This window comes from Xinfangfangia pollutisoli, from assembly GCF_020179405.1.
GTDB classification, from domain to species: Bacteria; Pseudomonadota; Alphaproteobacteria; order Rhodobacterales; family Rhodobacteraceae; genus Pseudogemmobacter; species Pseudogemmobacter pollutisoli.
Window position 1 is genome coordinate 1 of sequence record NZ_JAICBZ010000069.1, and the last position, 14940, is coordinate 14940.

At 68.3% G+C, this 14940-nt stretch carries 14 protein-coding genes; 5 read left to right on the plus strand and 9 right to left on the minus strand.

Annotation, left to right across the window (positions count from 1 at the left end; translation table 11 throughout):
* Together K1Y73_RS16700 and gatB are read left to right on the plus strand one after the other, a co-directional pair.
* Positions 1-922, plus strand: a 922-nt coding sequence (locus tag K1Y73_RS16700) for a hypothetical protein (protein WP_225029445.1), incomplete at its 5' end; no start/stop codon positions are given.
* A 102-nt stretch (positions 923-1024) separates the two neighbouring features.
* The gene (gene gatB, locus K1Y73_RS16705) at positions 1025-2536 is read left to right on the plus strand and encodes an Asp-tRNA(Asn)/Glu-tRNA(Gln) amidotransferase subunit GatB (protein ID WP_225029446.1); all 1512 of its coding nucleotides are present in this window, start codon (positions 1025-1027) and stop codon (positions 2534-2536) included.
* A gap of 42 nt (positions 2537-2578) precedes the next feature.
* Here gatB and K1Y73_RS16710 read toward each other — a convergent pair whose 3' ends face one another.
* The 5 genes from K1Y73_RS16710 to K1Y73_RS16730 all read right to left on the minus strand — a co-directional run bounded on the left by K1Y73_RS16710 (position 2579) and on the right by K1Y73_RS16730 (position 7220).
* On the minus strand, positions 2579-3817 hold the full coding sequence (locus tag K1Y73_RS16710) for a mandelate racemase/muconate lactonizing enzyme family protein (RefSeq protein WP_225029447.1): 1239 nt from the start codon (positions 3815-3817) through the stop codon (positions 2579-2581).
* 134 nt (positions 3818-3951) lie between these two features.
* On the minus strand, positions 3952-4656 hold the full coding sequence (locus K1Y73_RS16715; RefSeq protein ID WP_225029448.1) for an alpha/beta fold hydrolase: 705 nt from the start codon (positions 4654-4656) through the stop codon (positions 3952-3954).
* Positions 4649-5434 (minus strand): 3-oxoadipate enol-lactonase, encoded by a 786-nt coding sequence (gene pcaD / locus K1Y73_RS16720; RefSeq protein ID WP_225029449.1) that lies wholly within the window; start codon positions 5432-5434, stop codon positions 4649-4651. Before pcaD ends, K1Y73_RS16715 begins: the two co-directional genes overlap by 8 nt.
* A gap of 5 nt (positions 5435-5439) precedes the next feature.
* A complete protein-coding gene (locus K1Y73_RS16725) occupies positions 5440-6396 on the minus strand; it encodes a threonine ammonia-lyase (RefSeq protein ID WP_225029450.1) in 957 nt (318 codons plus the stop codon).
* Positions 6393-7220, minus strand: coding sequence for an alpha/beta fold hydrolase (locus K1Y73_RS16730; RefSeq protein ID WP_225029451.1), 828 nt, complete (start codon positions 7218-7220; stop codon positions 6393-6395). The genes K1Y73_RS16725 and K1Y73_RS16730 overlap by 4 nt, the downstream gene beginning before the upstream one ends.
* A 132-nt stretch (positions 7221-7352) precedes the next feature.
* Here K1Y73_RS16730 and K1Y73_RS16735 point away from each other — a divergent pair, with 132 nt between their 5' ends.
* The 3 genes from K1Y73_RS16735 to K1Y73_RS16745 all read left to right on the plus strand — a co-directional run bounded on the left by K1Y73_RS16735 (position 7353) and on the right by K1Y73_RS16745 (position 11867).
* Positions 7353-9143, plus strand: coding sequence for an ABC transporter transmembrane domain-containing protein (locus tag K1Y73_RS16735; RefSeq protein WP_225029452.1), 1791 nt, complete (start codon positions 7353-7355; stop codon positions 9141-9143).
* Positions 9144-9346: 203 nt separating this feature from the next.
* On the plus strand, positions 9347-11242 hold the full coding sequence (locus K1Y73_RS16740; RefSeq protein ID WP_225029453.1) for an acyl-CoA synthetase: 1896 nt from the start codon (positions 9347-9349) through the stop codon (positions 11240-11242).
* A 94-nt stretch (positions 11243-11336) separates the two neighbouring features.
* Positions 11337-11867, plus strand: a complete 531-nt coding sequence (locus tag K1Y73_RS16745; protein ID WP_225029454.1) for a hypothetical protein — start codon at positions 11337-11339, stop codon at positions 11865-11867.
* A gap of 54 nt (positions 11868-11921) precedes the next feature.
* Here K1Y73_RS16745 and dtd read toward each other — a convergent pair whose 3' ends face one another.
* The 4 genes from dtd to K1Y73_RS16765 all read right to left on the minus strand — a co-directional run.
* The gene (gene dtd, locus K1Y73_RS16750; RefSeq protein ID WP_225029455.1) at positions 11922-12365 is read right to left on the minus strand and encodes a D-aminoacyl-tRNA deacylase; all 444 of its coding nucleotides are present in this window, start codon (positions 12363-12365) and stop codon (positions 11922-11924) included.
* A gap of 10 nt (positions 12366-12375) precedes the next feature.
* Positions 12376-13299 (minus strand): carbohydrate kinase family protein, encoded by a 924-nt coding sequence (locus K1Y73_RS16755; RefSeq protein ID WP_225029456.1) that lies wholly within the window; start codon positions 13297-13299, stop codon positions 12376-12378.
* 65 nt (positions 13300-13364) lie between these two features.
* Positions 13365-14345 (minus strand): phosphoribosylaminoimidazolesuccinocarboxamide synthase, encoded by a 981-nt coding sequence (locus K1Y73_RS16760; protein ID WP_225029457.1) that lies wholly within the window; start codon positions 14343-14345, stop codon positions 13365-13367.
* 70 nt (positions 14346-14415) lie between these two features.
* On the minus strand, positions 14416-14940 hold a 525-nt coding region (locus tag K1Y73_RS16765), incomplete at its 5' end, for an MOFRL family protein (protein WP_318248253.1).

Consider the following 14940-nt stretch of genomic DNA (forward strand, 5'->3'; position numbering starts at 1 on the left):
GGCCCCGGGCGGGCAAAGGCTGGCCGCGCTGGTCAGCCAGGGCGCCCGCGCCGCGCTGACCGGCGCGATTGCCGCCGGCGATCTGCCCCGCGCCGAGGAAGCGCTTGACCGGCTGGCCGCCGTTGCCGCCTGTCATGCCGAAAGCTATGCCGCCGCGCAGATCCATGCGCAGGGCCATCTTGATCTGGGCTGGGCCCGCCGCTCGGCCGCGGCCGATGCGCCCGACGCGCGCGGCGCCTGGCAGGGCTTTCTCAGCCACACCGCCGAGGCCGAGCGCATTCTCGACCCGTTCGACCCGATCGCCGAGAATTCGCCGCTGATCGCCGCCACGCGCTATCATCTGGTGCGCGGGCTGGAAGAGGGCGAAAGCCTGTTCCGCGACTGGTACGAGGATTGGTGCGATCTGGACCCGACCTGCGCCGAACCGCATGCCGCCCATGCCGTGCATCTTCTGCCGAACTGGTATGGCCGGCTTGACACATTCGACGCCGCCGCCCGCGCCGCCGCCCGCCGCACCGGCGATGTGACCGGCGCCCAGGCCTATGCGGTCTTCTACCTTTCGGCGATCGAAGCCCTGGGCGATCCGCCCGAGGGAATGGATCTGGGGCTCTTCCTGCGCGGGCTGATGGATTATCACCATGTCACCGGCTGCCAGTACCGGGCGAATGTCGTCGCCGCCGCGCTGACCGAGCGGGCGGTTCAGCTGACCGAAGCGGCGGCGCCGGGCGCCCTGCGGCTGCGCGCGGTGCTGGATCTGCTGGAAGACCATCTGACCGGCACGCTGCGCGAGTTTCACCTGCCGGCCTGGGATCAGGGCGAAACCGCGATCCATTGGGCGCTGGGGCAGGTCTTTGCCGGGCCGCTGGCGCAGGGCGCGCATATCCATCTGGGCCCCGAAGGGCTGGAGGCGCGACCGGGCTAAGGCCGCGCGCCGCGGCGCCCGCGGGCGCTGCGCCCTCTTGCCCCGCGCGGCCCCGCGGCCTAAACGCAGGGAAATGCCGCCGCAGCGCCGCGAGGAAGTGCCATGCTCGACCTGTCCTTCACCCCGCCCAAGCCCAAGGTCATCGCCGGGGCGAAGCACGACTGGGAACTGGTGATCGGGATGGAGATCCATGCCCAGGTCGCCTCGAACGCCAAGCTGTTCTCGGGCGCCTCGACCGGCTTCGGGGCGGAACCGAACACCAACGTGTCCTTCGTCGATTGCGCCATGCCGGGCATGCTGCCGGTGATCAACGAGTTCTGCGTCGAGCAGGCGGTGCGCACCGGGCTGGGCCTGAAGGCCGCGATCAACCTGGTCTCGGCCTTCGACCGGAAGAATTACTTCTACCCCGACCTGCCGCAGGGCTATCAGATCAGCCAGCTTTACCACCCGATCGTGGGCGAGGGCGAGGTGCTGGTGGAACTGTCCCCCGGGGTCGCCCGTCTGGTGCGGATCGAGCGGATCCATCTGGAACAGGATGCCGGCAAGTCGATCCATGACATCGACCCGAACCTGTCCTTCGTCGATTTCAACCGCACGGGCGTTGCGCTGATGGAAATCGTCAGCCGCCCCGATCTGCGCGGGCCCGAAGAGGCCGCGGCCTATGTGGGCAAGCTGCGCCAGATCCTGCGCTATCTGGGCACTTGCGACGGCAATATGCAGAACGGCAACCTGCGGGCCGACGTGAACGTCTCGGTCTGCCGGCCGGGCGCCTATGAGCGCTATCAGGAAACCCAGGATTTCAGCCATCTGGGCACGCGCTGCGAGATCAAGAACATGAACTCGATGCGCTTCATCCAGGCGGCCATCGATTACGAGGCCCGTCGCCAGATCGCCATTCTGGAAGAGGGCGGGTCCGTGGTTCAGGAAACCCGGCTCTACGACCCCGACAAGAACGAGACGCGCAGCATGCGGTCCAAGGAAGAGGCGCATGATTACCGCTACTTCCCCGATCCCGACCTGCTGCCCCTGGAGATCGAGCAGGATTGGGTCGACCATATCGCCGCGACCATGCCGGAACTGCCCGATGCCAAGAAGGCGCGGTTCATGGGCGATTACGGGCTGACCGATTACGACGCCTCGGTGCTGACGGCCGAACTGGATTCGGCGGAATTCTTCGATGCGGTGGCGCGCGGGCGCGACGGCAAGATGGCCGCGAACTGGGTCATCAACGAGCTGTTCGGCCGGCTGAAGAAGGAAGGGCTGGAAATCGGCGAAAGCCCGGTTTCGGCGGCCCAGCTGGGCGGGATCGTGGATCTGATCGGTGCGGAAGTGATTTCCGGCAAGATCGCCAAGGACCTGTTCGAGATCCTGTGGACCGAAGGCGGCGATCCGGCCGAGATCGTGGAAGCCCGCGGCATGAAGCAGGTCACCGATACCGGCGCGATCGAGGCCGCGGTGGATGAGATCATCGCCGCGAACCCTGCCCAGGTCGAAAAGGCCAAGGCCAATGCGAAACTGGCGGGCTGGTTCGTGGGCCAGGTGATGAAGGCCACCGGCGGCAAGGCCAATCCGGCTGCCGTCAGCGATCTGGTGATGCGCAAGCTGGGGCTCTGAGCCCCGGCTTTTTCCCGGAATTTCTGGCGCCTTTTCTGGCGCCTAGGCCTTTGGCCGCGGCGCGCCGCCTTCGAAGCGGTTGCCGTGGCGATAGTCGCAGGGCGCCTCCTGCATCTGCAGATGCAGCGCGGCGCCGGTATAGGGATGGGCGCGGGCCAGGTCTTCATCGAAATCGATCCCCAGGCCCGGGCCTTCCGGCGGCAGGATATAGCCGTCTTCCCAGCTGATCGAATTGCGGATCAGCGCCAGATGGAAGGCGCCGCCGGTCTGGATCGTCTCGGCGATCAGCAAGTTCGGAATGGCGGTGGACAGATGGATGTTCGCCGCCCATTCCACCGGCCCCGCGTAAAGATGCGGGGCGATCTCGGCATTGAAGATCTCGGCGATGGCGGCCAGCTTCTTGCCTTCCAGAATGCCGCCCAGCCGGCCCAGCGCCGGCTGCAGGATCTTGACGCCCCCTGCGCGCAACAGCAGGCCGAATTCGGTCTTGGTGGTCAGCCTTTCGCCCGTGGCCAGAGGAATGCGGACCTGCCGCGCCACTTCGGCGAATTCCAGAAGGTTGTCGGGCGGGATCGGCTCTTCATACCAAAGCGGGTTGAACGGCTCCAATTCGCGGCCCAGCCGGATCGCGCCGGGGGTGGAGAACTGGCCATGCGTGCCGAACAGCAGATCGGCCCGGTCGCCCACCGCGGCCCGGATCGCCTTGCAGAAGGCGACCGAGCGCGAGATGTCGGACATGGCCGGCTCATGCCCGCCGCGGATCGTATAGGGGCCGGCCGGGTCGAACTTGACAGCGGTAAAACCCTGGGCGACGGCCTTGGCGGCGGCTTCGGCCTGCCAATCCGGGTTGACCCAGAATTCGGTCTGGTCCTGGCCCGGCTCGGGGTAAAGATAGGTGTAGGACCGGATGCGGTCATTCATCTTGCCGCCCAGCAGCGCCCAGACCGGCCGGTTGCGCGCCTTGCCCAGGATGTCCCAGCAGGCGATTTCCAGCCCGGCAAAGGCGCCCATCACTGTAGGATCGGGGCGCTGGGTGAAGCCTGACGAATAGACCCGGCGGAACATCAGCTCCAGGTTTTCCGGGTTCTCGCCCAGCATGTGGCGGTCGAACACGTCTTCGATCACCGCCTGCATCGCCTTTGGCCCCACCGTCGAGGCATAGCATTCGCCATAGCCGGTGATGCCGCATTCGGTGGTGAGTTTCGGGAAGATCCAGTAGCGCCCGCCCCAGCCCGGGGCCGGCGGCGCGACGATGAACAGTTCCAGATCCTTGAGCTTCATGGGCCACCTCTGTGCGGGGCGCGGGGCCGCCGGGGGTTTCACACCCCCGGACCCCCGTGGGATATTTCGACAGAGAGGAAGCTAGGCCGGGTTATGGGCAGATGAGGTGCCGTTTGCGACAGGATGTGACGTGTTCAGGCGATGGATGCAGCGATCTGCGCCGCGATCCGGGCGATTTCCGCGGGCATCGAGAAGAAGGGCGAATGCGAGGCATCCAGCGCGAAGCGGTGCTGTGGCGGCAGGGCGCCGGCCATGTCGGCCTGGAAGGCGGGCGGGATGGCGCGGTCGTCGCGGCAGGCGATGTAATAGCGCGGCAGGCGGGCGGCGCGGTCGGTTTGCGGGAAGGGGGTTTCCTGCGGCAGGCGCGGCTCGGGGCACAGCCGGGCGCGGGCAAGCGCGCGGTCCTCGGGGCGGCAATCGTGGTAGAACAGCGCGTCGATCTGATCCTCGGCGAAGTAGAAGGCGCTGCGATCCGGGGTCAGCCGATAGGCCGGGACCAGCGGCTGATCGGGGCCCGAGGCGCGGCGCATCTGGGCCAGCGACTGGCCGGGCCGGGGCAGATAGGCGCAGAGATAGATCAGCGCCGTGATCTTGTCGGTGGAAAGTTCGGCCGCCACGGTCATCGGGAAGCCGCCGGCGGAATGGGCCAGCAGGAGCGTCGGGCCGGTGATCGCGGCGCGGATCGCCTGGGCCTGGGCTGCAAGCGTGGTGGGCGCGCCGTCGCGGCCGGGCAGGTCGATCGCGCGCGCGGTCAGGCCCCGGGCGGCAAGTTCGGGGATCAGCCGGTGCCAGCACCAGGCGCCATGGCAGGAGCCGTGGATCAGCAGGATCTCAGCCATGGCCGATGCTGGTCAGGAACGTATCCAGCAAGGCGGCATATTCTGCCGGCTTTTCCACCATCGGCAGATGGCCCGCGCCCTGGATCAGCGCGAAGCGGCTGCCCGGGATCAGATCGGCGGTCTCGCGCACCAGATCGGGCGGGGTGGAGCCGTCATTCGCCCCGGCGATGATCAGCGCCGGCAGGCGCAGCGTGGCGGTGGTTTCGTAGAAATCCGTGCCCGAAAGGGCCGCGGCGCAGCCGATCCAGCCCTGCGGATCGGTCGCCGCCAGCAGCGCGCGCAGCCGCGGTTCGGCCGGATTGTCGCGCCAGCGCCGGCCCAGCCAGCGTTCCAGCGTGGGCTCAAGGATCGCCTCCATGCCACCCTGCCGCACCGTCTCGATCCGGTCCTGCCATTGGGCGGCGATGCCGATCCGCGGGGCGGTGTTCGACAGGACCAGCCCGCGCACCAGATCCAGCCGCTTGACCGCCAGGCCCTGGGCGATCACCCCGCCGATCGAGACGCCCGCGACCACCGTATCGCGCAGGCCGAAATGGTCGATCACCCGTTCCACATCGCGGATCAAGGCGCCCATCGCATAGGGCGGCGCGGGCACGTCGCTGCCGCCATGGCCGCGCATGTCGATGCGCAGGATGCGCTGGCGGGGCAGGGCGACGGCAAGATCGTCCCAGATCGCCAGGCTGGTGCCAAGGGCATGCAGCAGGACCAGGGCGGGGCCGGTTTCGGGGCCTTCAAGCGTGGCGTTCAGGCGCAGGTCGGGCAGGAAGATCTGGGGCATCGGCGTCAGGCGGCAAGGGTTTGGGCGAAAAGGCTGGGGTCGACATTGCCGCCCGAGACGACGCAGATCACCGCATCGGGCAGGTCGGGGGTGGCCAGGGCCGCAGCCAGCGCGACGGCGCCGCCCGGCTCGGCCACCAGGCGCAGATGGGTGAAGGCCAGCGCCACGGCCTGCAGCGCCTGGGCATCGGTCACGGTCAGGCCGGGGCCGGCCAGCCGTTGCAGGACCGGCAGGGTCAGTTTCCCGGGCGTGGGCGTCAGGATCGCATCGCAGACCGAGCCGCCGGCCGTGGCATTGCGCTGCGGCTGGCCGCTGGCCAGCGAGCGCGCCATGTCGTCGAAACCCACAGGCTCGACCGTCTGCAGGCGCAGGCCCGGGGCGCGGGCCTCGAGCGCCAGGGCGATGCCCGCGGCCAGCCCGCCGCCCCCGCAGGGCACCAGCACCGCGGCTCGGGTCACCCCGGCCTCGGCCGCCTGTTCGGCGATCTCAAGCCCGGTCGTGCCCTGGCCCGCGATCACCTGGGCATGGTCGAAAGGCGGGATCAGCACCAGGCCGCGATCGGCGGCAAGGCCCGCCGCCAGCGCGTCGCGATCATCGCAAAGCCGGTCATAGGTGACCACCTCGGCGCCGTAAGCCCTTGTATTGGCGATCTTCACCGCCGGCGCATCCGAGGGCATGACGATCACCGCCGCCAGCCCATGCGCCGCCGCCGCCCAGGCGACGCCCTGGGCATGGTTGCCCGAAGACATGGCCAGAACGCCCCGCGCGCCTGCGGGCAGCGAAGACACCGCCGACCAGCCACCGCGCGCCTTGAAGGATCCAGTCACCTGCAGGCATTCCGCCTTGACCAGCACCCGCCGCCCGGCCAGCCGGTTCAGAAGCGGCGCCTCCAGCAGCGGCGTGCGGCGGGTGTGGCCCTCCAGACGCGCGGCGGCGGCTTCGATCAGGGCAAGCGATGTCATGACAGGGCCTCCAGCCAGGTTTTCAGGGCAGTGACCGCTTCGGGTTCGTCCAGGAAGGGCACATGGCCGCGGTCGGGCACTTCGGCCAGGATCAGATCGGGGCGGATCGCCTGCATCTGCGCCACGGTGGCCGGCGTCAGCAGGTCGCTGCCCGCGCCGCGGATCAGCGCCACGGGCAGGCCCTGCGTCGCCTGCCATGTCGTCCAGTCCGCGCGATGGGGCGGGGCATATTCGGCCAGAAACCCCTCGCGCAGCGCCGGGTCATAGGTGATTTGCAGGCCGGTCGGCGTCTCGCGGTAAAAGCGCGCCACCTCGGCCCGCCAGCGGGCGACCGGCACGCCTTTAAAGCCGGTCATCGCGGCGGGCATGCGGGCGGCCATCTCGTCCAGCGTCTTGGGCGCGGGGTTGCGGCCGACATAGAGGAGGATCCGGTCAAGGCCCGCCGTCGGGATCTCGGGCCCGATATCGACCAGGCACAGGCCCGACAGCCGGTGAGGCGCCGCCTTGGCCAGATGCAGCCCGATCAGCCCCCCGCGCGAGGTGCCCAGCACCGCCGCCCGGGCCAGGCCCAGATGGTCCAGTAGCGCCAGCGCATCGGCGCCTTCCTGGGCGACGGTATAGGTCGCGGCCCCGGTCCAGTCGCTTTCGCCGCGGCCGCGATAATCCATGCGGATCACCCGCGCCCCGGCCAGCGCCGGCAGCGCATCGTCGAAATCATGCCTTTCGCGCGTCAGCCCGGCCAGGCACAGCACGACCGGGCCCTGGCCCTGATCGTCATAGGCAAGGCGGGCGCCATCGGGGGCGGTGAAGAAGGCCATCGGCATCTCCTGGCGGGGCGGGGGCAGAGTGGCACGGGCGGCGGCCGGGCGAAAGGGCACGCGCGGCAATGCGGCGCTTGCCCCCCAGGGGCGGGCCGCTTAAACCCGCCCGGGCAGGAATGGCAGAAGGCAGGCAAGATGGCCCGCAGACCGACAAGCGCCCCCGACGAAGACCGCCCGACCTCGCGCCGGGTCTCGGCCCTGTCGGGGCTTGGCCCCTTCATCCGTCCCTATCGCGGCATGGCGCTGGGTGCGCTGGGCGCGCTGATCCTGACCGCGACGGTCAGCCTGGTGCTGCCTTTGGCGGTGCGCCGGGTGGTCGACGGGTTCTCCGGCGCCGCGGTCGGGCTGCTGGACAAGTATTTCCTGGCCTTCCTGGCGATTGCCGGGCTTTTGGCGCTGGGCACCGGCCTGCGCTATTACATCGTCACCCTTCTGGGCGAGCGGGTGGTGGCCGATATCCGCCGCGCGGTCTTCGACAAGGTCATGGGCCTGTCGCCGGCCTTTTTCGAGAAAGTGCTGACCGGCGAGGTGTTGAGCCGCATCACGACGGACACGACGCTGATCCTGTCGGTCATCGGATCCTCGGTTTCGGTCGCGCTGCGCAACCTGTTGATGTTGCTGGGCGGGCTGGTCATGCTGATGCTGACCTCGGCCAAGCTGACGGGGCTGGTGCTGCTGATCGTGCCCGCGGTGGTGGTGCCGATCGTGGTTCTGGGCCGGCGCCTGCGCGCGCTGAGCCGCGAGAACCAGGATTGGATCGCCACCTCCTCGGGCTCGGCCTCGGAAGCGCTGCTGTCGGTGCAGACGGTGCAAAGCTACACCCATGAGGCGCCGACCCGGGCGGTCTTTGCCGACCAGACCGAGAAAAGCTTTGCCTCGGCGAAAAAGCGCATCGGCACCCGGGCGGTGATGACGGTGATCGTGATCTTCCTGGTGTTTTCCGGCGTGGTGGGGGTGTTGTGGATCGGCGCGCGCGATGTGCGGATGGGCGCGATGTCGGTGGGCGAGCTGATCCAGTTCGTCATCTATGCGGTGATGGTGGCGGGCTCGGTCGGCGCGCTGTCGGAAATCTGGGGCGAATTGCAGCGTGCCGCGGGCGCGACCGAGCGGCTGGTCGAACTGCTGTCGGTCGAGGACACGGTGCAGGATCCGGCCCGGCCGGTGGCGCTGCCGCGCCCGGTGCGGGGCGAGATCGCCTTCGAGGATGTGGGCTTCCGCTACCCGGCCCGACCCGAGGCCTCGGCCCTGAACGGGGTCAGCCTGCATGTGCGCCCGGGCGAGACGGTGGCGCTGGTCGGGCCTTCGGGCGCGGGCAAGACCACGATGCTGCAGCTGCTGCAGCGCTTCTACGATCCGCAGGAAGGCCAGGTGACGCTGGACGGGATCGACCTGCGCGACATGGCGCGGGTGGATTTCCGTCAGGCGATCGCGCTGGTGCCGCAGGATCCGGTGATCTTCGCCGCCTCGGCGCGCGACAATATCCGCTTCGGCCGGCCCGATGCCTCGGATGCCGAGGTCGAGGCGGCGGCGCGGGCCGCCGCGGCGCATGACTTCCTGACCGGGCTGCCCCAGGGCTATGACACTTTCCTGGGCGAGCGGGGGGTGATGCTGTCGGGCGGGCAGAAGCAGCGCGTGGCGATTGCCCGCGCGATCCTGCGCGATGCGCCGGTGCTGCTGCTGGACGAGGCGACAAGTGCGCTGGATGCCGAAAGCGAACGCGCGGTGCAGGCCGCGGTGGAACGGCTGGCCGAAGGGCGCACGACGCTGGTCGTGGCGCACAGGCTGGCCACGGTGAAGCGGGCCGACCGGATCGTGGTTTTCGATCAGGGCCGGATCGCGGCCATCGGCACGCATGACCAGCTGGTCGCCGAGGGCGGGCTTTACGCCCGGCTGGCGCGGCTGCAATTCACCGAGGGCGCGGTCTGAACCCGCGCGCCGGAATTCGTCCGAATTCCGGCGCGCGATTTTTCGACGAAAAATCGGGCGCGGCGAAAACCTTCCCTGGCAAAACCGCTTTGGGCGACGTTGCGTCCCTGACGCGGTTTTGCGGTTGGCAAATCCCTGATCACACCGCACATTTCCAGACGGGAGCGCCGGGCAAAGAACACGGCGAGGAAGGGGAGGACGACATGACCAATTTCGCCACTCTGGCGGATGTGAAGGCGCTGGAAGCCGAAGTCGCCAACTGGGCCGACCGCGATGTCGCCCGCACCATGTATGACTTTCTCAGCCGCGCCAAATCCGCCCATGGGCTGCGTCCGGCGATCAGCTATCAGCTGCTGTCCGATCCGGCCGCGCCCAGCCTGACCCTGACCTGGACCGAGTTGCACCGCGAGGTGACCCGCGCCGCCAACATGTTCCGGTCGCTGGGGATCGGCCCTAAGGATGTGGTGGCCTATGTGCTGCCGAACACGATGGAAACCGCGGTCACGCTGCTGGGCGGCGCGGTCGCCGGGATCGTGAACCCGATCAACCCGCTTCTGGAACCCGAACAGATCAGCGCCATCCTGCGCGAGACCGGGGCCAAGGTCGTGGTGACGCTGCGCCCCTTCCCGAAGACCGATCTGGCCCAGAAGGTCGCCGAGGCGGTGAAATACGCCCCGAATGTCCGCACGGTGCTGGAGGTCGATCTGCTGACCTATCTGACCGGGTTGAAGAAGCTGATCGTGCCCCTGATCCGGCCGAAACAGACCGTGCGCCACCATGCCGATGTGCATGGCTTCGCCGCGCAGATGGCGCGTCAACCCGCCGATCACCTGACCTTCGACGATCCGCCCGAAGACCGCGTCGCCGCCTATTTCCATACCGGCGGCACCACCGGCATGCCCAAGGTCGCCCAGCACAAGGTCTCGGGCATGGTCTATAACGGCTGGCTCGGCTCGACGATCCTGTTCCGGGAATCGGATGTGCTGATGTGCCCCTTGCCCTTGTTCCACGTCTTCGCCGCCTATCCGATCCTGATGTCGGTGATCGGCGCGGGGGCGCATGTCGTCTTCCCGACCCCGGCCGGCTATCGCGGCGAGGGCGTGTTCGACAATCTGTGGAAACTGTGCCAGCGCTATGGCGTGACCTATCTGATCACCGTGCCCACGGCGCTTTCGGCGCTGATGCAGCGCAAGATCGACGCCGATATTTCCGCGCTGCGCGGCGCCTTCTCGGGCTCGGCCCCCTTGCCGCTGGAACTGTTCAACCGCTTCGAAAAGGCCACGGGCGTCCAGATCATCGAAGGCTACGGCCTGACCGAATGCACCTGCCTTGTCGCCTGCAACCCGCCGGCCGGGCAGAAGAAGATCGGCTCGGTCGGGCTGCCGTTCCCCTATACCCATGTGCGGATCCTGACCCGCGACGGCGCCATCGGCTATCGTGAATGCGCCGTCGACGAGGTGGGCGAGATCTGCGTGGCCAATCCCGGCGTCTTCGAGGGCTCGACCTATACCGAGGCCGACAAGAACCGCGAATTGTTCGCCGAGGGCCGCTTCCTGCGCACCGGCGATCTGGGCCGGCTTGATGCGGACGGCTATCTGTTCATCACCGGGCGGGCGAAGGATCTGATCATCCGCGGCGGCCACAACATCGACCCGGCGATCATCGAAGAGGCGCTGATGGGCCATCCGGCGGTGGCTTTCGTGGGCGCGATCGGCCAGCCCGATGCGCATTCGGGCGAATTGCCGGCGGCCTATGTCGAATTGGTCAAGGGCGCCGAAGTCACCGTGGCCGAGCTGATGGCCCATGCCGAAAGGCATATCGCCGAACGCGCCGCCATGCCGAAATACATCCAGATCCTGCCCGAACTGCCGAAGACCGCGGTGGGCAAGGTGTTCAAGCCCGATCTGCGCCGCCTGGCGATCACCCGCATCTATGACGCGGCCTTGGCCGAGGCGGGTCTGCCCGCCAAGGTCGAGGAGGTGATCGAGGACAAGAAGCGCGGCCTGGTGGCGCGGCTGGCGAAATCCGGCCCCTGCGACGATGCGCGCACCGATCAGGTTCTGGGCCGCTTTACCCGGCCCTGGGAATGGGCGGGCTAAGCCGCGGCGCACATGACGGGAATTTTCATTTGATCAATCGTGATTTGCGGCCCAAATATGGCTGCAAATCACAGATTGACCGAGGGATTGTCCGATGAAAATCGTCTCCGCCATCATTGCCGCCGCCACGCTTGCCGCCTCGACCCTGCCGGCGCTGGCGGGGCCGCAATCGGAAGTGCTGTTCCAGCACAAGCACTGGAAGGTGGAACTGGTCGCCTGGGACGATGGGGTGGTGGGCTGCATGGCCCAGGTCGAGGCGCCGGGCGAAAGCCTGTCGATCTGGACCTTCCAGGATGAAAGCGTGCAGCTGCAATTCTATTCCACCGCCTGGAATTTCGGCGAAGGCCAGACGGCCGACCTGGTGGTGCAGGTCGACCGCAAGCCGTCCTGGAACCTGAACGCGGCCGAGCTGTATCAGAATTCGGTGCTGTTCAACCTGCCCAACAGCGATGCGGGCGTGGAATTCATCATGGAGATCGCCCGGGGCAACCGGCTGTTCCTGCGCAGCGCCGATGGCGCCGAAGTGCAGGATTATTCGCTGTCCGGCTCCAAGGCCTCGATCGACGCGCTGATCGAATGCGGCAATGTGATCACCCAGAAGACCTCGGGCAATCCGTTCAAGTAAGCGGGTCGGCCGGGCAGGGGGGCTGCGATTTTTCGACGAAAAATCGGGCGCGGGTCACAGGGTGGCGGTGTCGATCCAGATCGTCACCGGCCCGTCATTGACCAGTTCAACCGCCATATCGGCGCCGAAGATCCCGGTCTCGACCGGGATCCCCTCGGCCGCCAGGGCGGCGGCGAAGGACTCGTACAGGCGCTTGCCGGTCTCGGGCGGGGCGGCGGTGGAAAAGCCCGGACGGTTGCCGCGCAGATCGGCGGCCAGGGTGAACTGGCTGATCACCAACGCGGCGCCGCCCACATCGCGGATCGACAGGTTCATCTTGCCCTGATCGTCCTTGAAAATCCGCATCTTGGCGATCTTCGCCGCCAGCCGCGCGGCCTCGGCCTCGGCATCGCCCGCCATGGCGCAGACCAGGATCATCAGCCCCGGGCCGCAGCGCCCGACCACCTTTCCGTCAACGGAAACCTGGGCCCGGGTGACGCGCTGCAGAACCGCCCTCACCGCACCGCCCTCACAACTCGGTTGCCCAGGGCGGGTTGGCGCCGGCGCGGCTGACCGTCACGGCGGCCGCACGGGTGCCCAACGCCAGGGCCCGGTCCAGCACCTCGGCCGACAAAGTGGCGACGCCCGGCTTGGACAGGACACCCGCCGCATGCAGCGCCGCCAGCACGCCCGCGTTGAACGTGTCGCCCGCGCCGACCGTATCGGCCACCTCGACCGGCGTTGCGGCGCAGAAGCGATCGGCCTCGGCCGTCACGGCCCTGGCGCCTTTGGCGCCTTCGGTCAGGAACACCGCCTTCGGCCCGCGCGCCAGGATGCCGCGCGCCAGTGCCACCAGATCGCCCGGGCCTTCCAGCCAGTGCAGATCCTCGTCCGACAGTTTCACCAGATCGGCCCGGCCGATCATCCGGTTGATCCGTCCGCGATAGGCATCTTCGCGGCCGGCGATGAAGCCCGGACGGATGTTCGGGTCGATCATCGTCACCCGCCGCCCGCATTCGCGGATCTGCAATTCCTCATAGGTGCCGGCCGCCGGGTCGTTCACCAGGGAGATCCCGCCGAAGAACAGCGCCTCGATTGTCTCGTCCAGGATCGGCAGATCGGCCTCGGCCAGCATCCGCCCCGCCGTGCCCTCGTCATAGAAGGCATAGGTCGCCTGGCCGTTCACCAGCTTGACGAAAGCCACCGTCGTGGGCCGGCCCGACCGGGCCAGATGGCGCAGGTCCACCCGGCTTGCGGTCAGCGTTTCGGCCAGGATCTCGCCCAGCATGTCGGTCGACACGCCCGAGAAAAAACCCGAGGGCGCGCCCAGCCGGCCCAGGGCGATCGCGGTGTTGAACACCGCACCCCCGGCATAGGGCGCAAAACAGGGCTCGCCCGCAGTCGAGACCCTGGGCAGCATGTCGATCAGCGCCTCGCCGCAGCTGAGAATCATCGGCTTCTCCCCCCTTTGATCGGCCGCAGTCTAACCCTGTCGCTGCGCGAGGTGCAAATATCTGCTCAGGCCGTGAAATATTGCTCAAGATTCGCGCGCACCCGCGCCAGCGGCGTCTCGCCCGACATGTCGGGGATGAAGGCCTGGCCGGTGATCGCCTCATAGGCCTCGACATAGACCTGCGCGGTCCTGGCGATCATCTCGGCCGGAATCTCGGGCACCGGATCCTTGTAGGGGTCACAGCGCGCCACGACCCAGGCCCGGATCACGTCCTTGTCAAAGCTGGGCGGGCGGGCGCCGGTTTCAAACGCCTGCGGATAGCCCTCGGCCAGCCAGTAGCGGCTGGAATCGGGGGTGTGGATTTCATCGGCCAGCAGGATCCGGCCGGTCTCGTCGCAGCCGAATTCGTATTTCGTATCGACCAGGATCAGCCCGCGTTCGGCCGCCATCTTCTGGCCGCGTTCGAACAGCGCCAGCGCCTTGGCCGATACCTCGTCCCATTGCGCGCGGGTCAAAAGCCCCTGATCGACGATCTGCGCCGGCGTCAACGGCTCGTCATGGCCGCCATCGAAGGCTTTCGACGTGGGGGTGATGATCGCGGCCGGCAGGGCCTGATTGTCGCGCATCCCGTCGGGCAGGCGGTGGCCGTACATCTCGCGCGCGCCGGCCTTGTACTGGGTCAGGACCGAGGTCGAGGTGGTGCCGGCCAGATAGCCGCGCACCACGATCTCGACCGGCAGGATCTCGACCCGGCGGCCGATCACCACATTCGGGTCGGGGTAGGAGATCACATGATTGGGGCAAAGATCGGCGGTGTGTTCGAACCAGTAGCGCGCCGTCTGGGTCAGGACCTGGCCCTTCCACGGGATCGCCGCCAGGATCCGGTCGAAGGCCGAGATCCGGTCGGACGACACCAGAATGCGCCGGCCCATCGGATAATCGGCCGAAGGGGGCAGATCGTAGCAGTCGCGCACCTTGCCGAAATAGGGCGAGGGCAGTTCCGGGATGCGCGCCTCGGGCAGCACGCGGGTCATGTCAAGCGCCATCCGCGCCTCCGGTTGAGGGTGCCGTTGCGCCCGCTTGTCGGGCGGGCGGGGGGCGGAGTCAAGCGCGCGCTCAGGCCGTCGGGGGCAGGATCAGGATCGCGCGAAAATCGTTGACATTGGTCAGGGTCGGGCCGGTCACGACCTGGGCGCCGATGCGGCCGAAAAAGCCATGCGCATCGTTTTCGGCCAGCGCGGTCCGGGCCGCGGCCTCATGGCCCGCCAGCGTCGCGGGCCCGATCACCGCGCCCGCCACTTCGGCGGCGCCATCGACCCCATCGGTGTCGCAGGACAGCGCATGGATGCGGGGCGCGCCCTGCAGCGCCAGGCCCAGCGCCAGGATGAACTCGGCATTCGGCCCGCCCACGCCCTTGCCGCGGCGGGTCACGGTCAGCTCGCCGCCCGACAGGATCAGATGCGGCGCATCGCCCGGGCGCAGCGCCGCCGCGCGGGTCCGCGCCAGCGCCGCCTGATCGGCCGCCACGTCGCGGGCTTCGCCCTCGACCCGGTCGCCCAGGATCTCGACCGTCACGCCCGCAGCCCGCGCCTGGTCGGCTGCGGCGTCAAGGCTTTGCGCGGGCGCCGCCCCGACGCGGTT